This window comes from Pseudomonas sp. NPDC089758, from assembly GCF_044748705.1.
GTDB lineage: Bacteria > Pseudomonadota > Gammaproteobacteria > Pseudomonadales > Pseudomonadaceae > Aquipseudomonas > Aquipseudomonas putida_X.
Genome location: NZ_JBIVGN010000006.1, coordinates 275381 through 301709, shown reverse-complemented (window position 1 = coordinate 301709; position 26329 = coordinate 275381). Strand labels below are relative to the sequence as shown.

Here is a 26329-nt window from a genome sequence, read left to right as displayed (position 1 = left end):
CAAGCCATTTTTGCAAGCACAAAAAAGCCCGGCACATGGCCGGGCTTTTTCATGGCTGGAGCTTAGCGCGCACGGTAGGTGATGCGGCCCTTGCTCAGGTCATAAGGCGTCAGCTCGACGCGGACCTTGTCGCCAGTGAGAATACGGATGTAGTTCTTGCGCATCTTTCCGGAGATGTGCGCGGTTACGACGTGCCCGTTTTCCAACTCCACGCGGAACATGGTGTTGGGCAGGGTGTCGACGACAGTACCTTCCATTTCGAAGCTGTCTTCTTTCGACATGCAGTTGAGCCCTCGGTGTCCAGTGTTGGCCCGACGCATAACCGCACCGGGCAAAAAAGTGGCGTGGATTATGCCGGAAAATAGTGTGTCAAGCCAATGCTTTCAGTTGAGAGTGACCCAACGCTGGTTGATCAGCAGCTCGATGGGGCGATACTGGGTCTTGTAGTTCATCTTCTTGCAGTTCTTGATCCAGTAGCCAAGATAAACCGCTTCGAGGTCCTGGCGCAGGGCTTCGGTGATTTGCCAGAGGATGGCAAAACGCCCCAGGCTGCGCCGTTCTTCGTCGGGCTCATAGAACGTGTACACCGCAGACAGCCCGTTGGGTAGCAGGTCGCAGACGGCGACTGCCAGCAGGCGACCGGCCAGGCGGAATTCGTAGAACCAGCAGAACGGCAAGTCGCGCACCAGAAAGGTGGAAAACTGATCGCGGCTTGGCGGGTACATGTCGCCATCGGCATGACGGGTTTCGATGTAGCGACGGTACAGGTCGAAATACTCTTCTTTGAACGCCGGCCGTGCAGCCGTCACGGTGAGGTCTGCATTGCGCTTGAGGATGCGCCGCTGCTGGCGGTTGGGAATGAAGCGCGCGGCCGGGATGCGCGCCGGCACGCAGGCATTGCAGTTCTGGCAATGGGGGCGGTACAGGTGGTCGCCACTGCGGCGAAAGCCCATCTCCGAGAGGTCGGCATACACATGCACATCCATCGGCTGGCTGGGGTCGAGGAACAGGGTGGTCGCCTGCTCGTTCGGCAGATAGCTGCAGGAGTGGGGCTGAGTGGCATAGAACTTCAACCGCGCCAACTCTGTCATGATCGACCCCTTCGGTGAGACTTTGCTTTAAGTGTAAGCCAGCTCTCGGAACTCGCCTAGGTGCGCCAGTTGGCACTGTTGGGCTGGTCGAGGTGAAGGGCCAGGTAATCGGCGAAGCTCGCGCGGCTGATCGCGCGGGCGCCCAGGCTGTGCAGGTGATCGGTCGGCATCTGGCAGTCGATCAGCACGAAGCCTGCATCGCGCAGGTGGTTGACCAGGGTCACGAAGCCGACCTTGGACGCATTGTCGGCGCGGCTGAACATCGACTCGCCGAAAAACAACCGCCCCATGGCCAGGCCGTACAGGCCGCCCACCAGTTCGCCGTTGTGGCGTACCTCCACCGAATGGGCGATACCGCGCCGGTGCAGCTCGCAGTAGGCGTTGCGCATGGTGTCGGTGATCCAGGTGCCGTCCGCGTAGTCGCGCGGCGCCGCGCAGGCGTCGATCACGGCGGGGAAGTCGGTGTCGAAGCTGACCTGATAACGCGCCTGGCGCAACAGCTTGGCCAGCGAGCGCGAGACATGCAGCTCGTCCGGGAACAGAACGGTGCGTGGGTCGGGCGACCACCAGAGGATGGGTTGGCCGTCCTGGTACCACGGGAAGCAGCCATGGCGATAGGCCTGCACCAGGCGCTCGGGGCTCAGATCGCCACCAGCGGCGAGCAGGCCGTTAGGGTCCTGCAGGGCTTTTTCCAGGGGTGGGAAGGTCAGCGAGTCGCGAGTCAGCCAGGTGAGCATGGTCTATCGTGCGGTGGGGGAGGGGAGCCGGCAGCATGGCAAGGAGGGCGCCTGCGGTCAATGCTTGGCCCGCGCGGGGCAAGTCCTGCCCGCAGGAGCGTCCAATCAGGCGATAGGGGCGGCAATTTCCTACACATTCGTGAGGCTGCAGGCACCATCTGGCACATTTGCTGTCACACCTGTGCAAAAACACAGCATAAGCCTTTGTCACAAAAGAAAATGCATGCTCAAATTGCAGCTATACGAAAGTCGCCCCCACCCAAACGCCATAGGGCGTGCCGCCATGGCGGCCGGCGGGCAGTAATGTTAAAAGTAGGGGTTCATTGGCCTGTCATCGGCCAATCACTACTGGACGCGCAGCACGCGCAGGAATAGACGCGTTTTGAAGAAATCCACCGCAACTCCAGCTCCATTGCCTGTGCCCCTGTGGCGCCAGCAGCTGCATTACCGCCTCAAAGAAGGTGCGTTGATCGCTGTCGGCGCCCTGTGCCTGTACCTGTGGATGGCGCTGCTGACCTACGATACCTCCGACCCAGGCTTCAGCCACACCAGCAACGTCGACCAGGTGCAGAACGCTGCCGGGCGTGCCGGTGCGTATTTCGCCGATATCATGTTCATGGTGCTCGGCTATTTCGCCTACATCTTCCCTTTGCTGCTGGCGATCAAAACCTGGCAGATCTTCCGCGAGCGCCATCAACCCTGGCAATGGAGCGGCTGGCTGTTCTCCTGGCGCCTGATCGGCCTGGTGTTCCTGGTGCTGTCGGGTGCTGCACTGGCGCATATCCATTTCCATCCCCCGGCGAGCCTGCCGTTCTCCGCCGGTGGTGCCTTGGGCGAAAGCCTCGGCGATCTGGCGCGCAACCTGCTCAACGTGCAGGGCAGCACGCTGATGTTCATCGCCCTGTTCCTGTTCGGCCTGACCGTGTTCACCGACCTCTCGTGGTTCAAGGTGATGGACATGACCGGCAAGATCACCCTGGACCTGTTCGAGCTCGTGCAAGGCGCGGCCAACCGCTGGTGGGAGGCGCGCAACGAGCGCAAACGCCTGGAAGCGCAACTGCGTGAGGTGGACGAGCCGAGGTTCGATGCGCCGCCAGCGGCTGCCGAGAAACGCGAGCCGGCCAAGGCGCAACTGCGCGAGCGCATCGGTGAGCGCGATGAGGCTCCAGCGCGCCCTGTCGTCGCCCAGCGCGAACCGGTTGTGCCACGCGAGCCTGTGGTCCCCCGTGAGCCTTCGATTGCCCCTGTGATCATGCCGCCTGCAGCGCCGGCCAAGGCAGTGGAGCCGAGCAAGCGGGTGATGAAGGAAAAGCAGGCGCCATTGTTCGTCGACAGCGCCGTGGAAGGCACCTTGCCGTCCATCTCCATCCTCGACCCAGCCGAGCAGAAGAAGATCGAGTACTCGCCAGAATCCCTGGCCGGCGTCGGTCAGTTGCTGGAAATCAAACTCAAGGAATTCGGCGTCGAAGTCTCGGTGGACTCCATTCACCCGGGCCCGGTCATTACCCGCTACGAAATCCAGCCCGCGGCCGGGGTCAAGGTCAGCCGCATCGCCAACCTGGCCAAGGACCTTGCGCGGTCGCTGGCGGTTACCAGTGTGCGGGTGGTCGAGGTCATCCCCGGCAAGACCACCGTGGGTATCGAGATCCCCAACGAAAACCGGCAGATGGTGCGCTTCTCCGAGGTGCTGTCGACACCGCAGTACGATGAGCAGAAGTCGCCCGTCACCCTGGCCCTGGGCCACGATATCGGCGGCAAGCCGGTGATCACCGACCTGGCCAAGATGCCACACCTGCTGGTAGCCGGTACCACCGGTTCCGGTAAGTCGGTGGGTGTGAACGCGATGATCCTGTCGATCCTGTTCAAGTCCGGCCCTGAAGACGCGCGCCTGATCATGATCGACCCGAAGATGCTCGAGCTGTCGATTTACGAAGGCATCCCGCACTTGCTGTGCCCGGTGGTCACCGACATGAAGGACGCCGCCAACGCGCTGCGCTGGAGCGTGGCCGAGATGGAGCGGCGCTACAAGCTCATGGCGGCCATGGGCGTGCGTAACCTGGCCGGTTTCAATCGCAAGATCAAGGATGCCCAGGAGGCCGGCGAGGTCATCCATGATCCGCTGTACCGCCGCGAGAGCATGGAAGACGAGCCACCGGCCCTCAAGACCCTGCCGACCATCGTGGTGGTGGTCGACGAATTCGCCGACATGATGATGATCGTTGGCAAGAAGGTCGAAGAGCTGATCGCCCGTATCGCCCAGAAGGCACGGGCAGCCGGTATTCACCTGATCCTCGCCACCCAGCGCCCATCGGTGGACGTGATCACCGGCCTGATCAAGGCCAACATCCCGACCCGCATGGCGTTCCAGGTGTCGAGCAAGATCGACTCGCGCACCATCATCGACCAAGGTGGCGCCGAGCAACTGCTGGGCCACGGTGACATGCTCTACATGCCCCCAGGTACCAGCCTGCCGATCCGGGTACATGGCGCATTCGTCTCCGACGATGAAGTGCATCGCGTGGTGGAAGCCTGGAAGCTGCGTGGTGCTCCGGACTACAACGACGACATCCTCAACGGCGTCGAGGAGGCCGGCAGCGGCTTCGAAGGCGGCGGTGGCGGTGGCGGCGACGAGGATTCGGAAAGTGACGCCCTGTATGATGAGGCGGTGCAGTTCGTCCTCGAAAGCCGCCGGGCGTCGATTTCGGCCGTGCAGCGCAAGCTGAAGATCGGCTACAACCGCGCCGCCCGCATGATCGAGGCGATGGAGATGGCCGGTGTGGTCACCCCCATGAACAGCAACGGTTCGCGGGAAGTGATTGCCCCGGGCGGCCCGCGCGACTGATGAACACCTTGCCAGGCGCCGACGGTGGCGCCCGGCTTCATAAATGCTCAATGAGGATTAACATGCGCGCGATTCGCATGCTGTTGGTTTCTGCCCTGACCCTGGGTTCGGTAACGGCCACACTGTCGGCTCACGCTGGTGAGCAGGACGTACAGCGCCTGACCCAGTTGCTGGAAAAGTCGCAGACCATCGAGGCCAATTTCTCCCAGCTGACCCTGGATGCCGGTGGCACCAGCCTGCAGGAGACAACCGGCAAGATGACGGTCAAGCGCCCGGGCCTGTTCTACTGGCACACCGATGCACCCCAGGAGCAGGTGGTGGTGTCCGACGGCAAGAACGTCACCCTGTGGGACCCTGACCTGGAGCAGGCCACCATCAAGAAGCTCGATGTGCGCCTGAACCAGACCCCGGCGCTGCTGCTGTCCGGTGACGTGTCGAAGATCAGCCAGAGCTTCGACATCACCTCCAAGGAGCAGGGCGAAGTGATGGACTTCACCCTCAAGCCAACCACCAAGGACACCCTGTTCGATTCGCTGCGCGTATCGTTCCGCCGTGGCCTGATCAACGACATGCAGCTGATCGACAGCGTCGGCCAGCGCACCAACATCCTGTTCAATGGCGTCAAAGCCAACCAGCCGGTGCCGGACAGCAGGTTCAAGTTCGACATCCCGAAAGGCGCGGACGTCATCAAGGAGTAAGCAGAGCGCACCATGGACCTGTTTCGAAGCGAACCCGTTGCCCAGCCCTTGGCTGCCCGGCTACGCCCGTCCAACCTGGACGAGTATGTCGGCCAGGAGCACCTGCTGGCGCGCGGCAAACCGCTGCGTGAGGCGCTTGAGCAGGGTGCGCTGCACTCGATGATTTTCTGGGGGCCGCCGGGCGTGGGCAAGACCACGCTCGCCCGGCTGCTGGCACAGTTTTGCGATGCGCACTTCGAGACGGTTTCGGCGGTACTGGCAGGGGTCAAGGAAATCCGCCAGGCCGTCGAGGTGGCCAAGCAGCAGGCCGGCCAGTATGGCCGCCGGACCATCCTGTTCGTGGACGAGGTGCACCGCTTCAACAAGTCCCAGCAGGATGCGTTCCTGCCTTTTGTAGAAGATGGCACGCTGATCTTCATCGGCGCCACCACCGAGAACCCTTCCTTCGAACTGAACAACGCTTTGCTCTCGCGTGCGCGGGTGTACGTGCTCAAGAGCCTGGACGAGCCCGCCTTGCGCAAGCTGGTCGACCGCGCACTCAACGAAGAGCGCGGTTTGGGCAAGCGCAACCTGAGCGTGGGCGACGACGCTTTCAAGATGCTGATGGCCGCCGCCGATGGCGATGGCCGGCGCATGCTCAACTTCCTCGAAAACGCCTCGGACCTGGCCGAAGATGGCAGCGAGATTGGCGTAGACCTGCTGCAGAGCCTGCTCGGTGACAGCCGCCGGCGCTTCGACAAAGGCGGCGAGGCCTTCTATGACCAGATTTCCGCCCTGCACAAATCGGTGCGCGGCTCCAACCCGGACGCCGCCCTTTACTGGTTCGCGCGCATGCTCGATGGCGGCTGCGACCCGCTGTACATCGCCCGCCGTGTGGTGCGCATGGCCAGCGAGGACATCGGCAACGCCGACCCACGGGCCCTGAGCCTGTGCCTGGCGGCCTGGGACGTGCAGGAGCGCCTGGGCAGCCCCGAGGGCGAGCTGGCGGTGGCTCAGGCCATTACCTACATTGCCTGTGCGCCGAAGAGCAACGCCGTGTACATGGGCTTCAAGACTGCCCTGCGCGAAGCCGCCGAGCATGGCTCGCTGGAGGTGCCGCTGCACCTGCGCAACGCCCCGACCAAGCTGATGAAGCAGCTCGGCTACGGCGAGGAGTACCGCTACGCCCACGACGAACCCGATGCCTATGCCGCAGGTGAAGATTACTTCCCGGACCAGCTCGAGCCACGTCAGTATTATCAGCCCGTGCCCCGGGGGCTTGAGTTGAAGATCGGCGAGAAACTGCGCCACTTGGCCGACCTCGATCGCAGCAGCCCGCGTCAACGGAGAAAGCCGTGATCGCTCTGTGCCATGGTCCATCCCTGCACAAGTCGCTGGCGCCTGTCGGACAGCGCGCTGGCCTTATCGTCGGCGTCACGGCGACGTTTTCCTCTTTTTCGCTCGATACTGTGCGCCCGGTGGAAAGTGGGCAAGTGCCCCTGGCCGTGGGCTATACCGGTATTAGCGTGATGGGCGGGCTACTGGCCTGCCCCTGACCCGACTCTGAACCAACCTACACACATAACGAGAGAACGATATGCTCGATTCCAAACTGTTACGCGGCCAACTTCAGGAAGTGGCGGACCGCCTCGCCTCCCGTGGCTTCAGCCTGGATGTCGCGCGCATCGAATCGCTGGAAGAGCGCCGCAAGGCGGTGCAGACCCGCACCGAGCAGCTGCAGGCCGAGCGTAACGCCCGCTCCAAATCCATCGGTCAGGCCAAGGCCAAGGGCGAGGACATCGCACCGCTGATGGCTGACGTCGAGCGCATGGCCAATGAACTGGCCGCTGGCAAGGTCGAGCTCGATGGCATCCAGGCCGAACTGGATGGCATTGTCCTGACCATCCCCAACCTGCCGGACGCCAGTGTGCCGGTCGGTGCCAGCGAAGACGACAACGTCGAAGTGCGCCGTTGGGGCACGCCGAGGGCGTTCGATTTTCCAATCAAGGACCACGTCGCCCTGGGTGAAATCAGCGGTGGCCTGGACTTCGAAGCGGCTGCCAAGCTGTCGGGCGCCCGTTTTGCCGTGCTGCGCGGCCCGGTTGCCCGCCTGCACCGCGCCCTGGCGCAGTTCATGATCAACCTGCACACCGCTGAACACGGCTACGAAGAACACTACACCCCGTACCTGGTGCAGGCGCCAGCGTTGCAGGGCACCGGCCAGCTGCCGAAGTTCGAGGAAGACCTGTTCAAGATCACCCGTGAAGGCGAAGCCGACTTCTACCTGATCCCGACCGCTGAAGTGTCGCTGACCAACCTGGTAGCCGGCGAGATCATCGATGCCAAGCTGCTGCCGCTCAAGCTGGTCGCCCATACCCCGTGCTTCCGCAGTGAAGCCGGCGCGTCGGGCCGTGATACCCGTGGCATGATCCGCCAGCACCAGTTCGACAAGGTCGAGATGGTCCAGGTGGTCGAGCCGTCCAAGTCCATGGAGGCGCTGGAAGGCCTCACTGCCAACGCCGAGCGCGTACTGCAGCTGCTGGAACTGCCCTACCGCGTACTGGCCCTGTGCACCGGCGACATGGGCTTCGGCGCGGTGAAAACCTACGACCTCGAAGTATGGGTGCCGAGCCAGGACAAGTACCGCGAGATCAGCTCCTGCTCCAACTGCGGTGACTTCCAGGCGCGCCGCATGCAGGCCCGCTGGCGCAACCCGGAAACCGGCAAGCCAGAGCTGGTGCACACCCTCAACGGTTCGGGCCTGGCCGTAGGCCGTACCCTGGTCGCTGTGCTGGAAAACTACCAGCAGGCCGATGGCTCCATCCGCGTGCCGGAAGTGCTCAAGCCCTACATGGGCGGTGTCGAGGTCATCCGCTAAATGGATTACCTGCCGCTTTTCCACAAGCTGCAGGGCGGCCGTGTGCTGGTCGTCGGCGGCGGCGAGATCGCCTTGCGCAAGGCGCGCCTGCTGGCAGATGCCGGCGCCGCGCTGCGGGTGGTGGCGCCTGAGGTCGACGGCCAACTGGCTGCGCTGGCCCGTGAAGGTGGCGGCGAGGTCCTGGTGCGTGGCTATCAGGGGGCTGACCTGGTTGGCTGTCGCCTGGTGATTGCGGCCACCGACGATCCTGAGCTCAATGCTCAGGTGTCGGCGCAGGCGCAGGCGCTTTGCGTGCCGGTCAATGTGGTGGATGCACCGGCGCTGTGCACGGTGATCTTCCCGGCCATTGTCGACCGTTCGCCGCTGGTGGTTGCGGTATCCAGCGGCGGTGACGCCCCTGTGCTGGCGCGCCTGATTCGCGCCAAGCTGGAAACCTGGATTCCGTCCACTTATGGCGAGCTGGCCGCCTTGGCAGCGCGCTTCCGGCACAAGGTCAAGTCGCTTTACCCGGATGTCAACCAGCGTCGCGGCTTCTGGGAAACCGTGTTCCAGGGCCCGATCGCCGAGCGTCAGCTGGCCGGGCAGGGTGCCGAGGCCGAGCGGCTGTTGCAGGCCATGGTCGACGGAGCCCCGGTGCAGCAGGGTGGCGAGGTGTATCTGGTAGGGGCGGGGCCGGGTGATCCGGACTTGCTCACCTTCCGCGCCTTGCGCCTGATGCAGCAGGCCGATGTGGTGCTGTATGACCGCCTGGTGGCACCGGCGATCATTGAAATGTGCCGCCGCGACGCCGAGCGTATCTACGTTGGTAAGCGTCGTGCCGAGCATGCCGTGCCGCAGGATCAGATCAACCGTCTGCTGGTCGACCTGGCCCGCGAGGGTAAGCGTGTGTTGCGCCTGAAGGGCGGTGACCCGTTCATTTTCGGCCGTGGGGGCGAAGAGATCGAAGAGCTTGCCGAGCATGGCATCCCGTTCCAGGTGGTGCCCGGTATTACCGCAGCCAGTGGTTGCTCTGCCTACGGCGGCATTCCGTTGACCCACCGTGACCATGCTCAGTCAGTGCGCTTCGTCACCGGCCACCTCAAGGACGGTACCAGCAACCTGCCTTGGAATGACCTGGTGGCGCCGAACCAGACCTTGGTGTTCTACATGGGCCTGGTAGGGTTGCCGACCATTTGCGCTGAGCTGATTCGCCATGGCCGTGCGTCGAGCACGCCGGCGGCGTTGGTGCAGCAGGGGACCACCCGTAATCAGCGGGTGTTCACTGGTACGTTGGCTGACCTGCCAGCGCTGGTGGCCAAGCATGAAGTGCATGCGCCGACCCTGGTGATTGTCGGGGAAGTGGTCCAGTTGCGTGACAAGCTGGCCTGGTTCGAAGGTGCGCAGCAGGACCAGTGAAAGCGGGGGCCGCTTCGCGGCCCATCGCCGGCAAGCCGGCTCCCACAAGATGGTGGGTTGCACTGAAGAAGTGGGCTGCCATCCAGTGGCCTGGGCAGTCAGGGTTGGTCAACTTTTTGAAGGCCGGCGCCATACCTTGTGGCAGCAACTCCCTCAGCCCCAAATCCCTTTGCCAGGCAACCGTTGCCGATCATGCGGCAGATTGAAGTCCTGCAGCTCACCCGGTGGCAGCAACTGTCTTGCTCAACTTCTACAAGCTGGCGCCATACCTTGTGGGAGCCGGCTTGCCGGCGATGGGCTGCAAAGCAGCCCCAACTTCCTCAGCCCCAGATCCCTTTGCCAGGCAACCGTTCCCGATCATGCGGCAAGTTGAAATCCTGCAGCGGGCCTTTGGGCACGATCCCGTTTGGATTGATGGTCTTGTGGCTCATGTAATAGTGCTTCTGAATGTGCTCCATGTTCACCGTCGGCGCTACACCCGGCCACTGGTACAGCTCACGCAGCCAGTTCGACAGGTTCGGGTAATCGCTCAACCGGCGCAGGTTGCACTTGAAGTGGCCGTGATACACCGCATCGAAGCGCACCAGCGTGGTAAACAGGCGCACATCGGCCTCCGTCAGATACTCGCCGGCCAGGTAACGTTGGCGATCCAGCAGTGCTTCCAGGTAGTCCAACTCGTTGAACACTTCGTCGAACGCAGCCTCGTAGGCTTCTTGCGTGGTGGCGAAGCCGGCACGGTAAACACCATTGTTCACGGCTGGGTAGATACGTGCGTTGAGCGCCTCGATGGTCGGGCGCAATGGCTGCGGATACAGGTCGAGGGTGTTGCCTGTCAGCTCATTGAACGCACTGTTGAAGATGCGGATGATCTCCGCCGACTCGTTGTTGACGATGCGCTTTTCCTTTTTATCCCACAGCACGGGCACGGTCACGCGGCCTGTGTAGTGCGGGTCGTCCTGGGTATAGCGCTGGTGCATGAATTCGAGGGCGTCAAGGTGATCGCCGGTGGAGCCCTGTTGCTGGTCGAAAGTCCAGCCGTTTTCCTGCATCAGCCAACTGACCACAGACACATCGATCAACGGCTCCAAGCCTTTGAGCGCCCGAACGATCAGGGTGCGGTGAGCCCATGGACAGGCCAGCGACACATAGAGGTGGTAGCGACCGGCTTCAGGGGCGGGCAGCGGATTGCGGCGTTGGGCGTTCTCGCGCTTGAAAGTGCCATCCTTGCCGTTTTCGTACCACTGGTCGTGCCAGCGGCCGTCGATCAATAGGCCCATGATGAGCTCCTCGGAACAAAGTTGTTTGTCGTTGGAGCCCAGTCTAGGGCAAAGCGTTCGAAGAAATAGCGCAAAGACTGCAAGGAAATGATCTATTTATTCGATTGGTTCCGGGCGCTCCAATAGCTGCGTGCGGTCGCAAAGGCCTGCTCGCGGTCCTGCCCCAAGCCGCGCAACGCCAAGGCCATGGTCGCCACCACGGCCATTTCCCCATAGCTGTCCTGAGCCTCCCCGCGCCAAACCGCCAGCAGTTGCTCGGGCTGCAGGCTTGCAGGTTTTACATGGCGCCGCTCACTCAGCGCTGGCCACTCTTCGTCCCAGTTTTCACCTGCGCTAGTGCCGTACAGGTGGCTGATCACATCCGGGTTAACTTCAATTTCGCCACCATCGCCCTTGATGACTACCGCGTGGTCACCCAGCAGCCGGCTGGCCTCACGGTGTACGGCCTGGTAGCCGGGGTGGAAGATGCTCTGCAGGCCACAGCGGGCGCTCAGCGGGTTGAGCACGCGGGCCAGCGAATGGATGGGGGAGCGCAGGCCAAGTATGTTGCGCAGGTCGATCATGCGCTGCAGTTGCGGGGCCCAATCGTGCAGCGGGAAAAACGCCAGCCTTTGCTGGTCCAGCGCCTGCTCCACGGCGGACCAATGGCGACAAAGCGGAATTTCCAGCAGGGCCAACAGCTGCTCGGTGTACATGCGCCCGGCGGTGTGGGCGCCACCACCATGCATCAGGATGCGCACGCCATTGGCGGCCAGGCATTTGGCTGCCAGCAGGAACCAAGGTAGGTGGCGCTTCTTGCCGGCATAGCTGGGCCAGTCCAGATCGACCGCAATGCGAGGTGCATTCAGTTGCGCGCGCAGGGCCTCGGTGAAGCCCGCCAGCTCCTCGGCGCTCTCTTCCTTGTGCCGCAGCAGCATGAGGAAGGCGCCGAGCTGGGTGTCTTCAACCTTGCCTTCAAGCAGCAGGGCCATGGCGGCTCGGGCTTCTTCACGGGTGAGGCTGCGAGCACCGCGTTTGCCTTTGCCAAGGATGCGTACGAATTCGGCGAACGGGTGTTCGGTCGGGGTTTGCAGGGTGAGCGGGCGAGCGTCTGTCATATGCAATTGGTCGGCTTGGGCAGGCCCGCCAGCTTGGCGGCAAGTTTGGCGGGGGTGCCGTTGAACAGGCGGTTGAGGTGCGGGCTGTTGCCCTTTTCAGGGCCCAGCTTCAACGCGGTGTACTTGATCAGTGGGCGCGTTGCCGGAGACAGCTGGAACTCCTCATAGAACTGGCGCAGCAGTTCGAGGACTTCCCAGTGGTCGTTGGTCAGGGCAATGCTTTCGCGCGCGGCCAGCGCTTCGGCGACGGCGTGGGACCAGTCTTGCAGGTCGACCAGAAAGCCGTCCTTGTCCAGGGCGATTGCCTGGTCGTCTACGGTCAGGGTGTTCATAGCCAGCTGTTGACCTTGTCATAGTGCAGTGACAGCGCGACGAACCCCTGATAGTCCACGGTGTTGGCCAACTCGCTGCGGATACCGCGCGCTTGCAGGTCCTCGTCGAGTGCAAAAAGGCGCTGCTCCAAAGCTGCCGCCTGAAGCAGGCGCTGTGGTTCGCTGCCGTCACGCAGGGCATACACTGCATCGCCGCACAGCAGCAGGGCATCTTCGTCAGCAAGCAGGCGCAGGCAACTGCTCAAACGATCGTCGCCAAAAGGCGAGTGGGATATCACATGCAAAGTCGGCATCAGAGCGTCACCACTTGGTCGAAACGGGCAATCAGGGCCTTCAGGGCCGCGTCGTCCAGCACCTCAACGGGCAGGGCCAGGCTGTCGGCAGCAAGCCCGCGCAGGGCCAGGCTGTGCTGGCAGGCGAACAGCTCCTCTACACCAAACATCGGCAGTGCCTGCAGGTTGGCGGCGAGGTTCTTTTGTTGCACCGCCGCTGGTTGCTGGGCAGGGGCGAGCTGGAACACGCCGTCATCGAGGAACAGCATGCCCAGTGGCAGATCGAAAGCGCCGCCGGCCAGTGCGATGTCCAGCGCTTCGCGGGCAGACGGGCCGCTCCAGGGCGCCTGGCGGCTGATGATCAACAGGGATTTGGCCATTTCAATCGCCTCCAAAGCAGACAAGGCGGTCGGCGAGCTGTGCCGCTTCATGCAGTTGACCCAGGCCGGAGAGCTCCCACGGCTTGGGCAGGTTCACCGCTTGGCGCTGGTAGCGGCTGGCTTCGGCCTCATCGAGCACGCCGCGGCGCAAGGCAGCGGCGATGCACACCACGGCGTCCAGCTGGTGCTGCTCGATAAAGGCGCGCCACTGGGCGGCGATGTCCTGTTCGTCCTGGGGCGCGACCACGTTGGCCGAGGCGCTGTGCACACCGTCCTGATAGAAGAACAACCGGGCAATTTCATGCCCGCCGGCCAGCACCGCCTCGGCGTAGCGCAAAGCGCGCCGCGAGGAGGGTGCGTGGGCCGGGGAAAAAACCGCGATAGCGAATTTCATGGGCAACTCGTGCAAAGGAATGCGGCCATTCTAAAGCAAAAAGCCCGCGCGAGTAGGCGCGGGCTGGCTGGCCGGGGCAGGGCTGTCAGGCGTGTTCGTTGCGCTCTGGCAGGAACCAGTTCAGCACCAGGGCGCAGATACCACCGGTGGCAACGCCTGACTCCAGTACGTTGCGAATAGCCGTCGGCATGTGCGCCAGGAACTCCGGTACCTGGGCCACGCCCAGGCCCAACGCCAACGACACCGCGATGATCAGCAGTGCACGGCGGTCCAGGCGCGTGCTAGCCAGAATGTTGATGCCCGAAGCGGCCACTGCACCGAACATGACCATGGCCGCGCCGCCCAGCACAGGTTCAGGTACAGCTTGAATCACACCGGCAACACTCGGGAAAAGGCCCAATACCACCAGCATCACGGCAATCCAGATACCAATGTGGCGGCTGGCGATGCCGGTCAGCTGAATCACGCCGTTGTTCTGCGCGAAGATCGAGCTGGGGAAGGTATTGAACAGGCCCGCCAGCAGCGAGTTGGCGCCGTTGACCAGCACGCCGCCCTTGATGCGCTGCATCCACACCGGGCCTTCGACCGGTTGGCGTGAGACCTTGCTGGTTGCCGTAACGTCGCCGATGGCTTCCAGTGAGGTCACCAGGTAGATCACCAGCATCGGGATGAACAGCGCCCACGAGAAACCGAGGCCGAAGTGCAGCGGCGTCGGCACCTGGAACAGTGCAGCTTCATGCATGCCGGTGAAGTCCAGCCGGCCGAGGTAACCCGCCAGGGCGTAACCCACTGCCAGGGCGATGACGATCGCGCAGCTGCGCATCCACACCACCGGGATGCGGTTGAGGATGACGATGATTGCCAGCACCACGCCCGACAGCAGCAGGTTTTCACCATTGGCGAAGGTGCCATTGGCCATGGCGCCAAAGCCGCCGCCCATGCTTATCAAGCCTACCTTTATGAGGGTCAGGCCGATCATCAACACCACGATGCCCGTCACCAGCGGCGTGATCAGGCGTTTGACGAAGGGCAGGATGCGCGACACGCCCATTTCGACGAACGAGCCGGCGATCACCACGCCGAAGATCGCGGCCATCACGCTTTCGACAGGGGTGCCCTGCTTGACCATCAGCGCCCCACCTGCAATCAGTGGGCCGACGAAGTTGAAGCTGGTGCCCTGTACGATCAGCAACCCTGCGCCAAACGGCCCGAACCGCTTGCACTGTACGAAGGTGGCGATACCCGAGATCACCAGCGACATCGACACGATCAGGTTGGTATCACGCGCCGAAACACCTAGCGCCTGGCAGATAAGCAGGCCTGGGGTCACGATCGGCACGATGATCGCCAGCAGGTGCTGCAGCGCCGCCAGCAGGCCGATCAGCAGCCGTGGCTTGTCCTCGAGGCCAAGCACCAATTCATTGGCAGGCGCATCCGCGCCCGGGCTGTGTTCGTGTGAGCTCATCGGTGAAGCTGCCCCGGAAGAAAAAAGGAGCGCATTCTACGGGGTGAAGGGGGATTGCGGTAGTGGCATGCACGATGGCGGCAAGATCGGCGAGTATGCCGCTAATAATCTGACCTTTGAGTCAGCTGGCGCGCCGAGAGCTGGCTAGAAGTTACAGGCTTGCACGAACACACAAAAAAGCCCGCCGAAGCGGGCTTTTTGAACGGGCTAGCAACCGCTATCAGTCGTCGCGCCCCATGATGCCGAACAGTTGCAACAGGCTGACAAACAGGTTGTAGATCGATACATACAGGCTGATGGTCGCCATGATGTAGTTACGCTCACCGCCATGGATGATCGCGCTGGTCTGGAACAGGATGCAGACCGACGAGAACAGCACGAAGCCAGCGCTGATCGCCAGTTGCAGGCCGCTGATCTGGAAGAAGAAGCTAGCCACTACGGCACCCAGCAGGACGAAGAAGCCGGCGGTGATGAAACCGCTGAGGAAGCTCATGTCCTTGCGCGAGATCAGCACATAGGCCGACAGGCCACCGAACACCAGGGCAGTCATGGCGAACGCCGAGCTGACCACCTCAGCGCCACCGGCCATACCCAGGTAACGGTTGAGGATTGGGCCGAGGATGAAGCCCATGAAGCCGGTGAGGGCGAAGGTGGACACCAGGCCCCACGCCGAATCACGCAGTTTGTTGGTGAGGAAGAACAGGCCGTAGAAGCCGATCAGCACAACGAAGATGTTCGGGTAGCCCACACGCATCTGCTGGGCGACGAAGGCCATGACACCGCTGAAGGCGAGGGTGAGTGCCAGCAGGCTGTAGGTGTTGCGCAGGACCTTACTGACCTCGCGCTGCTCAACCTGTTGGCCGCTGTGTACGGCATAATCCTGTTCGCGCATGGCGACACTCCTTGGTAAACCTGTGGTTTTGGAACGTTCAGATGCTAGGAGTCTATCAGAGCTCCTGCAACCGGCGACATAGAGAGTTTGACAGCGTGTTTCATTACGGTATTATGGCGGCCGCAAACGAGCTGGAAGCGTGGCCGAGTGGTTTAAGGCAACGGTCTTGAAAACCGTCGATGGGCAACTATCCTAGAGTTCGAATCTCTACGCTTCCGCCACTTTCTTCAGCAAAAGCCCCGATTATTCGGGGCTTTTGCGTTTCTGGTGTCAGGGATGCAAGCAGGTGGCGGCCTTTGATTCAAAGCCGGCAATGCTTCATCTGCACGCTGATGCCGGGCCTCTTTCTCGGCGCATCATGCCCAACTCGGCATCATCCATCAGCGCCTTGGCCAAGGCACTCAGGTAATGCGCTGCCCAGACCATCATCGGTTTCTCATCCAGCACGCCGATGATCGTCAATTCCCGCACATAACCCATCAGTTCCGAAGCCTGCTCCCGGGCAGCCTGGCAAGGGATGCCGGCCTCGACGCGAAACAGGGGGTGGGTCTGGTGTTCACCTTGAAAGAACGTGGTCTTGCCCACGGTGGTTTTTACGTCCGGCTCGTCGCTAGGCATTGATCTCTCCGAAGCATCCAGGGTCTGAGCGGGCCCTTTCGCGGGTAAGCTGCGCCCGTTGTCGCGACACCAGCCTCACGCAATGCCGCGCATGCCTCGGTAGCCGGCTTGCCGGCGTCAGTGCCCGCCCAGACAACACAGTGTTGTCGACTCAGTGCAGAGTTCGCGGCTCGGCCGGCATCTGGACCTGAATCAACGCCGCCTCAAGCAGCACACGCAGCGACTCGAGTTCATGTGTCGACGCCATCATCAGGGCCGACGCAGGCGACCGCGGCTGAACAAGCATCGCCTGATGGGCAACGGCTAGCGCGCAGTTAGCGAAGTCTGCGGCCTGGATGAGAGTGTCTTCGAGAGAGTGCAGGGCGTGGGGTGGATCGGGAACCATCTTCAACATCGCTTATTACCTCTATGGATGCCGTCACCTCGCCGCTGTCAAACAGAAGGGTGGCAGCTGTACGTGGGTTGACAGACCGGCGGAATAAGCAAAGTTCCGGCGCACGCAAGCGTGCCCCACGCACAGCCACCATAGAAGGAAAGCCATGTGCTTAAACCGTTACGGCCTGTCAAAGCCGTGTCGCTGTTGTGCAGCAACAGGCCGAGACTAGAGCGCGAGCAGGGCGACCGCAACGGAAATCAGGCGGCTGCAGTATGTTTGGGAAATGGACTACATGAAAGGGAAAAAGTCTGATTTTCCGAACACAACCGGAAAACACCTAGACCCAGAGCTGACATTCACTCACGGCAGGCAAAAACACTGGCGCTGCCGTGTGTGCAATGCTGTTTCCTGCAGCTACAACGCCCTAAGCATCTCCCAGAACGATGCCCCAACGCCCGTGATGCTTTCACCGGCAATCAACCCTGCGGCCGCTGTGATCGCGAAGCGTTCTGTGACTTTCGGCCATCACACGGCGCCCGACGTTCAGGCTCATTCGCAGGCAACCGCCGTGGCACTTGCAACAGACGAACTGCCAATGAAGTCAGGGTCGCACAGACCAATTCGAGTCGGCTGCGTTTCGCGAGCTGTAAGAAGAAACGGGGATCCAGGTGCAGTCAGTCGGCCAATGTGTGGCACTCCGCGAGTTTCCGTGGCAGATGCCGGATGGTGAGCAGGTGATCGCCTCAGAGCAATACTACGTGTTTCGCGTCAGGGGAGAGCAGTGTTCGAGTGCGCTATGGTCTGCTCAAGAGCGTTAAGTCGTTCGTGATGCTAGGTGGTGCTCAGAAGCGCAACTCGCATCCATTGAGGAAGATGTATATCCGCAAGGCTTACATAGCCTATTCGCCACGGCTCTCGACAACCAACCACCGGCAGGTTAAGCGCTGGCCACGGTCGCTCGTATTACGGCGAGCAGACCCTGGGGATTGAAGGACACGAAGATGGCGAAGGCTTTGTTACCAATTTTTGATGCCCAAGACCCGCTGATGGCCAGCGCCTTGGACGCGATGAAGCTCTGCTACGAGGCGATGGCAGCGAACCGGCCTGAGGAAGAGGTTGAGCGCTTGAGGCTTGAGGGGGAGTCGTTCTGGAAGGCTCTCTCTGAATACCGGCCACGCATGATGGGGCATCCATCGCCAACGCTTCAGTGATCTCATTACCCGCTCTAAGTGGCGAGTCTTCGGGAGATCTGCGCATGCGCTTGTTACCCTCCTAAATGACTATGTTTACAGGAAAACAACAGGCCATTTTGACTTGCCCCGCTCTAGAATCTCGGTAAGGTCTGCGTGAGACCACATCCGGGCTAAGGAGACCGACGCATGCGATTGAAACGAAACAGTATTTGGGTACCAGGGCTGATCTTCACCGTGATCAGTCTATCGTATTTGTGCATCCAGCTTTTTCTGATCGACGTCATAGCCTGGAATTACAACATCTGCCACGCTCTGTTCGGGTTCACGTTCCCCTTTGCCCTGAGTTACCTGTCCTGTGATCGCTCGGATATCCAAATCCTCAACGTGTAGTGGTCAACTAACCTCGGACACCGCGTTAAGTTTTTCTTAAGCAACGGCGGGCGCGAGCTCGCCGCTGGGACGCGGATGGCAGAGTGCATGGCGGGCAGTTGAAGCCATTTCAAAAGGGCGGCAGAGTACTCACTTCAAGGTCACATCGTTGAACTTGAGGGCCTGGGTGCCGTTGTCCCGCGTCGAGACAATCAGCTTGATCGACGGGCTGTGCTCGACCTTTCGGTCGGTTTCCTGGAACACCAAGATCACGGTGGTCGGCACATTCCGAAGGATTTGGAAGCTGTTCCAGTAGCTCACTGGTTGTTGGCCCACCCGCAGCTCCTTGATCGACACCGGCGCACCGGACTCATCGAAGAACCGGCTGGCGCTCTCGAACCGGAAGTCGCGGTCCATTTCCAGGTTGGTGAGAGTGAAGGTGCAGTTGGGATAGCGGCCGATGTTCTCGCAACCCACCAACTCAACACGCACGCTGTCCACTACTTCCATGCGCTTGCCCAAAAGGTTGTTGCCGTCATTCTCGACGACCATGGATTGAACCTTGGCGAACTCGAACGTCGGCTTGGCGTATTCGGTGCCAAGAATGAAGAAGATGAACGACAGACCGGCGATCAGCAGGGTGAGGGTCGCCCCGTGGAGCATCTTCGGTAAATTGCGGATCTGCCAGCACAGCGAAAGCGCGCCGAGAACAGTGAATACGCTGACCAGCAGCACGATGTTGCGCCAATTAATGAAGCCGAAACCGAATACGCTTGGGTCGGGTACCAGGTAGGTGATGATTGCCCACATGCCGCCCAGGACAACGCCCAGCCCGGTCATGATCCTAGCTGCCAGCGAGGTGATCTGGTTGGTGCGGGGAGAAAACACGGGGGGTTGTGCTTGGTTCATTCGAGCTCCATGTGATGCCTACTGTTGGCAGGTATTTTGATTTTAAAATGCCATTATCTCGACGATCACAGTGCGGGTAAAGCTATCGGAGCAGGGGAGGTGGAAGCGGATGAGAAAAAGCGCTTGTGGTGGGTGCCCACTCAAGCCTGACGATTCCTCCCCAGCCCCCACTTTTTGAAATGCATGGCATGCCATTTGGGGCAGAAAAACTCCGCCATGTTAATGGACTACTTAGCTGTTCGGTGTAAGGAAAAAATAGATCAGATGCATTAGGCCCATATTTCAGTCCATATTTCCGCACTAGATAATTCATTCAATATTTCTTGATATTCCTATTTTTGATTTATTGAAATGGCATTTGCAGACTTCAGGCTGCTGACTTTTGTTGGGTTGCCTTTTACTTGTTTTTATCAGTTAAGTCAGTTGGCTAAGTGCGAAAGTGGGCCTGCCTTTTGCGTTTCTGGGGGATAGAAAGCTAGCTCTGGGAACACCCTAGGGTATGGTTTATGTCGTAAGCGCTTCCAATATCTTTCAGCTTGAGGGATGAGCGGAACATCGCATTGAGCTGTCTGAAGTTTTTCCAACTAAGAGAATAGCTTGAATGGTCGAGATCACTGGCGGTCATTTAACGGACACAAAGCAGGCATAGGCTTGGCATAAAGGGGCCGCAGAGCCCAAGTCCGGCCCCAACCCATCAGGACTCTCCATGAAGGCAACGGGCATTGCTACAGCCGAACGCAAGGTCATCAAAGTTCGCGCTACCGTGATCTAGCAAAAAGATGGCGAAGTGCTGTTTGTGCGCAATCGCAACGCGAAGTGGAACCTGCCGGGCGGCAGGGTAGAACGCGAAGAGACCCCTCGGCAGGCGGCTATGCGGAAATGGCGGAAGAAACAGGTTTAGTCTTTGATGAGCTTCGCTATGTCTCGGTGTACCGCGAAGAGAAGGTGATCCATTACCTGTTCGAAGCACGCAGGGCTAGTAGCTAGTGACAAACCTCGACTTCGCAACGAGATCGAGGCTTGCCGGTGGATCAAAGCGAGGGATGTTGCCAGGTGTCAAGTCCGACGACCGATCCAAAACCGTGCTCAAGCGTTGTGTCTGATTAAAGGATGCGAGAGGTTTGCTGGCTATCCGCGTCATTTGCGGGAGCGCTGGGTAACGGTTTCGGCGACGTTGAGCGAGCCTTCTTAGAAATCGGTGGCAGCAGCTTTTGCAGTGCTTTCAAGTTCACCTCAGTGATGCCGGGCCTCTTTCTCGGCGCATCATGCCCAACTCGGCATCATCCATCAGCGCCTTGGCCAAGGCACTCAGGTAATGCGCTGCCCAGACCATCATCGGTTTCTCATCCATCACGCCGATGATCGTCAATTCCCGCACATAACCCATCAGTTCCGAAGCCTGCTCCCGGGCAGACTGGCAAGGGATGCCGGCCTCGACGCGAAACAGGGGGTGGGTCTGGTGTTCACCTTGAAAGAACGTGGTCTTGCCCACGGTGGTTTTTACGTCCGGCTCGTCGCTAGGCATTGATCTCTCCGAAGCATCCAGGGTCTGAGCGGGCCCTTTCGTGGGTAAGGTGCGCCCGTAGTCGCGACATCAGCCTCACGCAATGCCGCGCATGCCTCGGTAGCCGGCTTGCCAGCGTCAGTGCCCGCCCAGACAACACAGTGTTGTCGACTCAGTGCAGGGTTCGCGGCTCGGCCGGCATCTGGACCTGAATCAATGCCGCCTCAAGCAGCACACGCAGCGACTCGAGTTCATGTGTCGACGCCCTCATCAGAGCCGACGCAGGCGACCGCGGCTGAACAAGCATCGCCTGATGCGCAACGGCTAGCGCGCAGTTAGCGAAGTCTGCGGCCTGGATGAGAGTGTCTTCGAGGTTGTGGAGGGCATGGGGTGGATCGGGGACTATCTTTAACATTCCTATATCTCCAAGGGGAGCACACCTATCCCGCTGTCAAACAGGTTGGGTGGCAGCTGTGTGCAGGTTGACAGACCGGCGGACATAGGAAGTTCCGGCGCACGCAAGCGTGCCCCACACACAGCCGCCATTGAAGACGCTGCCTACCTACATACCGTTACGGCCTGTCAAAGCCGTGTCGCTGTTGTGCAGCAACAGGCCGAGACTAGAGCGCGAGCAGGGCGACCGCAACGGAAATCAGGCGGCTGCAGTATGTTTGGGAAATGGACTACATGAAAGGGAAAAAGTCTGATTTTCCGAACCCAATTAGAAACCACCTAGACCCAGAGCTGACATTCACTCACGGCAGGCAAAAACATTGGCGCTGCCGTGTGTGCAATGCTGTTTCCTGCAGCTACAACGCCCTAAGCATCTCCCAGAACGATGCCCCAACGCCCGTGATGCTTTCACCGGCAATCAACCCTGCGGCCGCTGTGATCGCGAAGCGCTCTGTGACTCTGGGCCATCGGCAGTTGATCAGCCAGGTAAGCACTGCGCCAAAGCCCATCATCATTGCGATCGACGCTGGCAGTATGAATGCCAACCCCAGTGCGGCGGTGCTCGGCAGCCAGCGTGCCGCCCGTTGCGGTAGCAGGCTGTCCAGCATGCCCAGCAGTACGCCAACGGCGCTGCCGACCAAGATCGCCCAGCGGATTTCCGGCGACAGCGCTCCCAAGCCATGTGTCAGCGTCTGGGCCACCGCTTTCCAGGTCGCGACAGCCGGCGCAGGCCACTGCTCGGTAAGCAGCATGGTTTGCGGGTCCGGGATCAGCATCAGGTAAACCAGTACGCCGACCACGCTGCCGATGAAAATACCGATGCATTGGGCAACCAGCTGCTTGTGCGGGGTGGCGCCGATCGCCAGGCCAACCTTGAAATCGTTCATCAGGTCAGTGGCCTGCCCGGCCGCGCCACCTGCCGTGTTGGCGCTCATCAGGTTGATGGCCACCTGGCCCGGGGCGATCAGGCCGAAGCTGAGTTGCGACAGCTTGCCAATCGCGCCAATCGGCGCAATGCCGGTGGCACCGACGACGCGTGCGGCGACGACAGCAAGGCAAATCGCCAAAGGAATGCTCAACAACGCCATCCACCAATCGATCCCGAACAGCAGCGCCTGCAGGGTGACGACCAGAGCGATGGACAGCAGCAGACCCGATGCAGGCCCTGGCGAAAACCGTGCCCTGACACGCGGCGCCCGACGTTCTGGCTCATTCGCAAGCAACCGCCGTGGCACTTGCAACAGACGAACTGCCAATGAAGTCAGGGTCGCACAGACCATCAGGCTTACGCCCGGCCACAACAGCCACTCCACCAGCGCGGCGAACTGGGGGCCGCTGGCGTTCGGAGCGATCACTACCAATGCGTGGTCGATCAGCCACGGCGCTAGCCCACCCCAGGCCAGCGCGGCGCCGAACAGCAACGTCAGGCCCACGCGAATGCCGATGATGCCGCCAAAGCCGATAAGCAACAGTGAAGGGTCGACGGTGAAGGTCAGGCGTTCGAGCGCAGGTGTGGGGGCCCAGCGTGGTATGGCCCAGGCGAAGCCATCAATCCACTTCACCAGCCCTGACAGCAGCGCTGCACTGCACAGCACTTTGATGCGAGCCATGGCTTCGCGCCCATGATTGTAGATCTGCTGCAGCGTTTCCAGGGTCGCCATGCCTTCGGGGAACTTCAGGTCACGGTCGTTGAGCAAGGCGGGGCGTAGATACCAGGCGATCCAGATGCCCAAAAAGCTTACGGAAAACACCCAGGCGATCATCGGCACTGGGTCCAGTTGGTTGCCGGTGAGCAGCGTATAGGCAGGGATCGGTGCCACCAGCCCGCCAGAAATGATGGAAGCAGCCGCCGACGCCATGGTCTGGTTGATATTGCTTTCGTGCAGTGTCCACGCGGGCCGGCCCTTCGTGCGGCCCGCCATGCCCTGCCACAAGGCGAAGCCGACCAGCAACGCGATGATCGACATGTTGAATGACCAGCCGATCTTGAGGCCCGCATACACATTCGACGGCGTGAGCAAGATGCCCAGCAGCGCGCCGGTGAGCACGGCCCGCGGGCTCAGCTCACGTTCGATGCGAACCTTTGGCAGAGCGGCGGGTGGAGCATGTCCCATTACAAATCCCTTTCTCGATGGTGCAAGCGCTGTCTGCACAACTGAGCCCGCAAAGCCCTGAAGGTTCACGCCGATGGGCAGCGTTCTGAAATGGATAGTGCCATGGCCTAGGCAGGCCATGGCAAATCGCGAGCAAAAGAAAGCCCGCCGGGAGGGGCGGGCAAAGGAGCGTCTATCACGTAGGGATGGCTGCAGTATCCGCTCGTTGCCGTGAAAATTGAGTGAAAGAAAAGTCAGTGCGACGTGACGGGGCCAGCATGGCAGCCGAATTTTCTCCGGCATGAACAACTCAGGCCTGCGTGCGCTCTTTCTGTGAAAACAACCAGAAGCTTGCATGAAAAAAAGCCCGGAGCTTTCACAAGCCCCGGGCTTTTGTTCAACAGCAAGCCACTATCAGTGGAACTGCTCTTCTTCGGTCGAACCGGTCAGTGCCGTCACCGACGATGCGCCACCCTGAATCACGGTGGTCATGTCGTCGAAGTAGCCGGTGCCCACTTCCTGCTGGTGCGCCACGAAGGTGTAGCCTTTGCTGGCGTCGGCGAACTCCTGCTCCTGCAGCTTCACGTAAGCGGTCATGTCGTTGCGGGCGTAGTCGTGCGCCAGGTTGAACATGCCGTGCCACATGTTGTGGATGCCGGCCAGGGTGATGAACTGGTGCTTGTAGCCCATGGCCGACAGCTCGCGCTGGAATTTGGCGATGGTGGCGTCGTCCAGGTTCTTCTTCCAGTTGAAGGAAGGCGAGCAGTTGTACGACAGCAGCTGGTCCGGGTATTCCTTCTTGATCGCTTCGGCGAAGCGGCGGGCTTCGTCCAGGTCCGGCTTGGCGGTTTCGCACCAGATCAGGTCGGCATACGGCGCGTAGGCAAGGCCGCGGGCGATGGCCTGGTCGAGGCCGGCGCGTACCTTGTAGAAGCCTTCACGGGTACGCTCACCGATCACGAACGGCTGGTCGTAGGGGTCGCAGTCGCTGGTCAGCAGGTCGGCGGCGTTGGCGTCGGTCCGGGCCAGGATGATGGTCGGTACGCCCGATACGTCAGCGGCCAGGCGAGCTGCCACCAGCTTTTGCACGGCTTCCTGGGTAGGTACCAGCACTTTGCCGCCCATGTGGCCACACTTTTTCACCGAGGCCAGCTGGTCTTCGAAGTGCACACCGGCAGCGCCCGCTTCGATCATGTTCTTCATCAGCTCGTAGGCGTTCAACACGCCGCCGAAACCGGCCTCAGCGTCTGCCACGATTGGCGCGAAGTAGTCGATGTAACCTTCGTCGCCGGGGTTCTTGCCGGCTTTCCACTGGATCTGGTCGGCGCGGCGGAACGAGTTGTTGATGCGCTTGACCACGGTCGGTACGGAGTCGACCGGGTACAGCGACTGGTCAGGGTACATGGACTCGGCCGAGTTGTTGTCGGCGGCCACCTGCCAGCCAGACAGGTAGATGGCCTGGATGCCGGCCTTGACCTGCTGCACTGCCTGGCCGCCGGTCAGGGCGCCCATGCAGTTGACGAAATCTTTTTCAGGGCGGAAGGACGGGTGGGCACCTTCGGTGACCAGCTTCCACAGTTTTTCTGCACCCAGGCGGGCCAGGGTGTGCTCCGGCTGCAGGGAGCCACGCAGGCGAACGACATCGGCGGCGGTGTAGGTACGGGTCACGCCTTTCCAGCGCGGGTTTTCGGCCCAGTCTTTCTCGAGGGCTGCAATTTGCTGTTCGCGTGTCAGTGCCATGGAAATAAACCTCGTCGCATCGATCTTGGGGTAATTGTGCTGATGCTCACGAAGCGAATCAGGGGCGTGGCGGCTGTCCTGTCCGTGGGGAGTGCGGCGGCGAACGGGAAGGTTCGGAGGGGGGAAGGGGTTGCAGGCCGGGCGAGGGCATGCTCCGGCAGGTCGGCTCGTGGATGCCTTGCTGCGGTGCTACGCGATTGCCAGAACTGCGGTGATGCGCTTCCGTCCCTCGGGACAACTTCTTCGTTGCAGTCGCAATCCCGTCGAACCGCCTTGTGGGCCGTATAGACACGAGTGCCTCCAAGGGTGGGAGGAGGCGCCTCGAAGGCCCTTGCCAGGGCCCCTGATTAGCGGGAGCGAGGCCATCATGCCCTTGGGAAAAAGAGCCTGTCAAATGTTTTGTAGTGGTTTTTTGTGCTTACTACATCTTTGGTCTAATGCGACTTGTCGGTCAGTTTCAAGGCCTTTGGTCGAGGCCTTGATTCGCCTGGGGTCAGTCGAGAAGGTCGACTTTGACACGTAAAGTCATGTTTTCACCCCGTTGGGTGCTGTATGTGCGGCTTGACGCATTGAGCTCGGCCTGGCTCTGCTGGTTGAACCCTGCCAGGGTAATCCACTCGCCGAGCTTGCCGGTCACCGTCGTGTCGGTACTTTGCACTTTCACTACATCAGCACGTTCATGGCTGATGCGGTCATTATTGGTGCTTATTTGCAGACGGACCGTTTCCCCGATCAGGCTTGGAGTCACGTAGAAACCCTGGGTGACATTGCGGTATTCGGTATTGCTCTGGATGCGCCCGTAGCCGTCGGTGCTGGTGCTGGTGACCGGGATGCTCTGGCCGACCTGGATCAGCGCGGGTTGGCCTTCGCTGGCCTGGACCTGCTGCAGGCCACCATCCCGGTTGCTGGTGCCGTAATGGATGATGCGTGCATTGCCACGGTTGTCCTGGTAATTGCTGTCGTTGTTGTCGACGCTGATCATCAGGCGCTTGGGCGCGGTGTCCAGCTGTTGCAGCAGGGTGCGCAGGTCGTCGATGCGTTCGGGGCTGGCATTGACGATCAACTTGTTCTCGAAGGCGCTGACGCTACCGTCCTTGCCGATGAACGACTGGGCGGCGGGCAGCAGCTCGGCGCTGCTGCGGTGCTGCAGCGGCAGCACTTCGGTGGCGGCGTGGGCGGCCAGGCTGGCGGCCAGCAGCAGGGAAGTTAAAAGGGGGCGTAGCGCCATGTCCATGATCTCCGCAGGTGGAATCAACATGATGGCAAAATTGCGCGACTCGTGCCTGTCGTGCATCACAAGCTGTCTTTTATCCTGAATTTATTCTATAAAACATAAATTATAGTC

At 61.0% G+C, this 26329-nt stretch carries 26 protein-coding genes, 1 tRNA gene and 1 pseudogene; 9 read left to right on the top strand and 19 right to left on the bottom strand.

Annotation, left to right across the window (positions count from 1 at the left end):
- Window positions 1–62: 62 nt before the first annotated feature.
- The 3 genes from infA to aat all read right to left on the bottom strand — a co-directional run bounded on the left by infA (window position 63) and on the right by aat (window position 1828).
- Window positions 63–281, bottom strand: a complete 219-nt coding sequence (gene infA, locus ACIPZH_RS11690; protein WP_002553999.1) for a translation initiation factor IF-1 — start codon at window positions 279–281, stop codon at window positions 63–65.
- 102 nt (window positions 282–383) lie between these two features.
- On the bottom strand, window positions 384–1091 hold the full coding sequence (locus ACIPZH_RS11685; RefSeq protein ID WP_046788264.1) for an arginyltransferase: 708 nt from the start codon (window positions 1089–1091) through the stop codon (window positions 384–386).
- A gap of 56 nt (window positions 1092–1147) precedes the next feature.
- A complete protein-coding gene (gene aat, locus ACIPZH_RS11680; RefSeq protein ID WP_400636250.1) occupies window positions 1148–1828 on the bottom strand; it encodes a leucyl/phenylalanyl-tRNA--protein transferase in 681 nt (226 codons plus the stop codon).
- Between the two features lie 328 nt (window positions 1829–2156).
- On the opposite strand from aat, the gene ACIPZH_RS11675 reads away from it, so the two are divergent.
- The 6 genes and pseudogenes from ACIPZH_RS11675 (at window position 2157) to cysG (ending at window position 9620) form a co-directional block, all read left to right on the top strand.
- Window positions 2157–4670: a DNA translocase FtsK gene (locus ACIPZH_RS11675; RefSeq protein ID WP_372490502.1), complete on the top strand. Its 2514-nt coding sequence runs from the start codon at window positions 2157–2159 to the stop codon at window positions 4668–4670.
- A 62-nt stretch (window positions 4671–4732) separates the two neighbouring features.
- Window positions 4733–5368 carry an outer membrane lipoprotein chaperone LolA gene (gene lolA, locus ACIPZH_RS11670; RefSeq protein WP_241805422.1) on the top strand — a complete coding sequence of 212 codons (636 nt, stop codon included), beginning with the start codon at window positions 4733–4735 and terminating at the stop codon, window positions 5366–5368.
- Between the two features lie 12 nt (window positions 5369–5380).
- Window positions 5381–6706 carry a replication-associated recombination protein A gene (locus ACIPZH_RS11665; RefSeq protein WP_241805421.1) on the top strand — a complete coding sequence of 442 codons (1326 nt, stop codon included), beginning with the start codon at window positions 5381–5383 and terminating at the stop codon, window positions 6704–6706.
- Window positions 6707–6753: 47 nt separating this feature from the next.
- Window positions 6754–6903, top strand: a pseudogene (locus ACIPZH_RS11660) (fluoride efflux transporter CrcB); the annotation flags it as partial.
- Window positions 6904–6944: 41 nt separating this feature from the next.
- Entirely contained in the window at window positions 6945–8225 is a 1281-nt protein-coding gene (gene serS, locus ACIPZH_RS11655) for a serine--tRNA ligase (protein WP_267817204.1), read from the top strand.
- Entirely contained in the window at window positions 8226–9620 is a 1395-nt protein-coding gene (cysG, locus tag ACIPZH_RS11650) for a siroheme synthase CysG (protein ID WP_241805419.1), read from the top strand.
- A 320-nt stretch (window positions 9621–9940) separates the two neighbouring features.
- On the opposite strand, the gene ACIPZH_RS11645 is transcribed toward cysG, so the two are convergent.
- The 8 genes from ACIPZH_RS11645 to ACIPZH_RS11610 form a co-directional block, all read right to left on the bottom strand.
- The gene (locus ACIPZH_RS11645; RefSeq protein WP_241805418.1) at window positions 9941–10897 is read right to left on the bottom strand and encodes a glutathione S-transferase family protein; all 957 of its coding nucleotides are present in this window, start codon (window positions 10895–10897) and stop codon (window positions 9941–9943) included.
- 92 nt (window positions 10898–10989) lie between these two features.
- A complete protein-coding gene (locus ACIPZH_RS11640) occupies window positions 10990–11994 on the bottom strand; it encodes a glycosyl transferase family protein (protein ID WP_400636249.1) in 1005 nt (334 codons plus the stop codon).
- Window positions 11991–12326 carry a TusE/DsrC/DsvC family sulfur relay protein gene (locus tag ACIPZH_RS11635; RefSeq protein WP_241805416.1) on the bottom strand — a complete coding sequence of 112 codons (336 nt, stop codon included), beginning with the start codon at window positions 12324–12326 and terminating at the stop codon, window positions 11991–11993. Before ACIPZH_RS11635 ends, ACIPZH_RS11640 begins: the two co-directional genes overlap by 4 nt.
- The gene (tusB, locus tag ACIPZH_RS11630; protein WP_267817198.1) at window positions 12323–12619 is read right to left on the bottom strand and encodes a sulfurtransferase complex subunit TusB; all 297 of its coding nucleotides are present in this window, start codon (window positions 12617–12619) and stop codon (window positions 12323–12325) included. Before tusB ends, ACIPZH_RS11635 begins: the two co-directional genes overlap by 4 nt.
- Window positions 12619–12978, bottom strand: coding sequence for a sulfurtransferase complex subunit TusC (gene tusC, locus ACIPZH_RS11625; protein WP_241805414.1), 360 nt, complete (start codon window positions 12976–12978; stop codon window positions 12619–12621). The genes tusB and tusC overlap by 1 nt, the downstream gene beginning before the upstream one ends.
- Window position 12979: 1 nt before the next feature.
- Window positions 12980–13372 carry a sulfurtransferase complex subunit TusD gene (gene tusD, locus ACIPZH_RS11620; protein WP_241805413.1) on the bottom strand — a complete coding sequence of 131 codons (393 nt, stop codon included), beginning with the start codon at window positions 13370–13372 and terminating at the stop codon, window positions 12980–12982.
- A gap of 85 nt (window positions 13373–13457) precedes the next feature.
- On the bottom strand, window positions 13458–14837 hold the full coding sequence (locus ACIPZH_RS11615) for a nucleobase:cation symporter-2 family protein (RefSeq protein ID WP_400636248.1): 1380 nt from the start codon (window positions 14835–14837) through the stop codon (window positions 13458–13460).
- 220 nt (window positions 14838–15057) lie between these two features.
- Window positions 15058–15729 carry a Bax inhibitor-1/YccA family protein gene (locus ACIPZH_RS11610; RefSeq protein WP_241805411.1) on the bottom strand — a complete coding sequence of 224 codons (672 nt, stop codon included), beginning with the start codon at window positions 15727–15729 and terminating at the stop codon, window positions 15058–15060.
- Between the two features lie 133 nt (window positions 15730–15862).
- Between ACIPZH_RS11610 and ACIPZH_RS11605 the strand changes: the two genes are divergently transcribed.
- Window positions 15863–15950: transfer RNA gene (locus ACIPZH_RS11605), tRNA-Ser, on the top strand.
- 97 nt (window positions 15951–16047) lie between these two features.
- On the opposite strand, the gene ACIPZH_RS11600 is transcribed toward ACIPZH_RS11605, so the two are convergent.
- Both ACIPZH_RS11600 and ACIPZH_RS11595 read right to left on the bottom strand, forming a co-directional pair.
- Window positions 16048–16347 carry a DUF3077 domain-containing protein gene (locus ACIPZH_RS11600; protein ID WP_400629644.1) on the bottom strand — a complete coding sequence of 100 codons (300 nt, stop codon included), beginning with the start codon at window positions 16345–16347 and terminating at the stop codon, window positions 16048–16050.
- 151 nt (window positions 16348–16498) lie between these two features.
- The gene (locus ACIPZH_RS11595) at window positions 16499–16741 is read right to left on the bottom strand and encodes a hypothetical protein (protein ID WP_400636247.1); all 243 of its coding nucleotides are present in this window, start codon (window positions 16739–16741) and stop codon (window positions 16499–16501) included.
- A 983-nt stretch (window positions 16742–17724) separates the two neighbouring features.
- Here ACIPZH_RS11595 and ACIPZH_RS11590 point away from each other — a divergent pair.
- Window positions 17725–17934 carry a hypothetical protein gene (locus ACIPZH_RS11590; protein WP_400636246.1) on the top strand — a complete coding sequence of 70 codons (210 nt, stop codon included), beginning with the start codon at window positions 17725–17727 and terminating at the stop codon, window positions 17932–17934.
- 501 nt (window positions 17935–18435) lie between these two features.
- Here ACIPZH_RS11590 and ACIPZH_RS11585 read toward each other — a convergent pair.
- Window positions 18436–19194 (bottom strand): hypothetical protein, encoded by a 759-nt coding sequence (locus ACIPZH_RS11585; RefSeq protein ID WP_241805407.1) that lies wholly within the window; start codon window positions 19192–19194, stop codon window positions 18436–18438.
- A 787-nt stretch (window positions 19195–19981) separates the two neighbouring features.
- Between ACIPZH_RS11585 and ACIPZH_RS11580 the strand changes: the two genes are divergently transcribed.
- Complete coding sequence (locus ACIPZH_RS11580) at window positions 19982–20095, top strand: NUDIX domain-containing protein (protein WP_400636245.1); 114 nt, start codon at window positions 19982–19984, stop codon at window positions 20093–20095.
- Between the two features lie 327 nt (window positions 20096–20422).
- Here the strand turns inward: ACIPZH_RS11580 and ACIPZH_RS11575 are convergent, their stop codons facing one another.
- From ACIPZH_RS11575 to ACIPZH_RS11555, 5 genes are all read right to left on the bottom strand, one after another.
- Window positions 20423–20719: a DUF3077 domain-containing protein gene (locus tag ACIPZH_RS11575; protein WP_400636244.1), complete on the bottom strand. Its 297-nt coding sequence runs from the start codon at window positions 20717–20719 to the stop codon at window positions 20423–20425.
- 151 nt (window positions 20720–20870) lie between these two features.
- Window positions 20871–21113: a hypothetical protein gene (locus tag ACIPZH_RS11570; protein ID WP_349975102.1), complete on the bottom strand. Its 243-nt coding sequence runs from the start codon at window positions 21111–21113 to the stop codon at window positions 20871–20873.
- Between the two features lie 394 nt (window positions 21114–21507).
- On the bottom strand, window positions 21508–23265 hold the full coding sequence (locus tag ACIPZH_RS11565) for an OPT family oligopeptide transporter (protein ID WP_400636243.1): 1758 nt from the start codon (window positions 23263–23265) through the stop codon (window positions 21508–21510).
- A 393-nt stretch (window positions 23266–23658) separates the two neighbouring features.
- Entirely contained in the window at window positions 23659–24984 is a 1326-nt protein-coding gene (gene aceA / locus ACIPZH_RS11560) for an isocitrate lyase (RefSeq protein ID WP_012315229.1), read from the bottom strand.
- Between the two features lie 493 nt (window positions 24985–25477).
- Entirely contained in the window at window positions 25478–26212 is a 735-nt protein-coding gene (locus ACIPZH_RS11555; protein WP_400636266.1) for a secretin N-terminal domain-containing protein, read from the bottom strand.
- Window positions 26213–26329 lie beyond the last annotated feature (117 nt).

Bases quoted from the DNA above. Each gene is read 5' to 3' on its own strand.
- serS (WP_267817204.1), top strand. From the start codon at position 6,945: ATGCTCGATTCCAAACTGTTACGCGGCCAACTTCAGGAAGTGGCGGAC.
- ACIPZH_RS11575 (WP_400636244.1), bottom strand. From the start codon at position 20,719: ATGCCTAGCGACGAGCCGGACGTAAAAACCACCGTGGGCAAGACCACG.
- infA (WP_002553999.1), bottom strand. From the start codon at position 281: ATGTCGAAAGAAGACAGCTTCGAAATGGAAGGTACTGTCGTCGACACC.
- aat (WP_400636250.1), bottom strand. From the start codon at position 1,828: ATGCTCACCTGGCTGACTCGCGACTCGCTGACCTTCCCACCCCTGGAA.
- ACIPZH_RS11590 (WP_400636246.1), top strand. From the start codon at position 17,725: ATGGCGAAGGCTTTGTTACCAATTTTTGATGCCCAAGACCCGCTGATG.
- ACIPZH_RS11585 (WP_241805407.1), bottom strand. From the start codon at position 19,194: ATGAACCAAGCACAACCCCCCGTGTTTTCTCCCCGCACCAACCAGATC.
- tusC (WP_241805414.1), bottom strand. From the start codon at position 12,978: ATGGCCAAATCCCTGTTGATCATCAGCCGCCAGGCGCCCTGGAGCGGC.
- ACIPZH_RS11665 (WP_241805421.1), top strand. From the start codon at position 5,381: ATGGACCTGTTTCGAAGCGAACCCGTTGCCCAGCCCTTGGCTGCCCGG.
- cysG (WP_241805419.1), top strand. From the start codon at position 8,226: ATGGATTACCTGCCGCTTTTCCACAAGCTGCAGGGCGGCCGTGTGCTG.
- ACIPZH_RS11645 (WP_241805418.1), bottom strand. From the start codon at position 10,897: ATGGGCCTATTGATCGACGGCCGCTGGCACGACCAGTGGTACGAAAAC.
- lolA (WP_241805422.1), top strand. From the start codon at position 4,733: ATGCGCGCGATTCGCATGCTGTTGGTTTCTGCCCTGACCCTGGGTTCG.
- tusD (WP_241805413.1), bottom strand. From the start codon at position 13,372: ATGAAATTCGCTATCGCGGTTTTTTCCCCGGCCCACGCACCCTCCTCG.
- ACIPZH_RS11610 (WP_241805411.1), bottom strand. From the start codon at position 15,729: ATGCGCGAACAGGATTATGCCGTACACAGCGGCCAACAGGTTGAGCAG.
- tusB (WP_267817198.1), bottom strand. From the start codon at position 12,619: ATGCCGACTTTGCATGTGATATCCCACTCGCCTTTTGGCGACGATCGT.
- ACIPZH_RS11600 (WP_400629644.1), bottom strand. From the start codon at position 16,347: ATGCCTAGCGACGAGCCGGACGTAAAAACCACCGTGGGCAAGACCACG.
- aceA (WP_012315229.1), bottom strand. From the start codon at position 24,984: ATGGCACTGACACGCGAACAGCAAATTGCAGCCCTCGAGAAAGACTGG.
- ACIPZH_RS11685 (WP_046788264.1), bottom strand. From the start codon at position 1,091: ATGACAGAGTTGGCGCGGTTGAAGTTCTATGCCACTCAGCCCCACTCC.
- ACIPZH_RS11595 (WP_400636247.1), bottom strand. From the start codon at position 16,741: ATGTTGAAGATGGTTCCCGATCCACCCCACGCCCTGCACTCTCTCGAA.
- ACIPZH_RS11570 (WP_349975102.1), bottom strand. From the start codon at position 21,113: ATGTTAAAGATAGTCCCCGATCCACCCCATGCCCTCCACAACCTCGAA.
- ACIPZH_RS11640 (WP_400636249.1), bottom strand. From the start codon at position 11,994: ATGACAGACGCTCGCCCGCTCACCCTGCAAACCCCGACCGAACACCCG.
- ACIPZH_RS11555 (WP_400636266.1), bottom strand. From the start codon at position 26,212: ATGGCGCTACGCCCCCTTTTAACTTCCCTGCTGCTGGCCGCCAGCCTG.
- ACIPZH_RS11565 (WP_400636243.1), bottom strand. From the start codon at position 23,265: ATGGGACATGCTCCACCCGCCGCTCTGCCAAAGGTTCGCATCGAACGT.
- ACIPZH_RS11635 (WP_241805416.1), bottom strand. From the start codon at position 12,326: ATGAACACCCTGACCGTAGACGACCAGGCAATCGCCCTGGACAAGGAC.
- ACIPZH_RS11615 (WP_400636248.1), bottom strand. From the start codon at position 14,837: ATGAGCTCACACGAACACAGCCCGGGCGCGGATGCGCCTGCCAATGAA.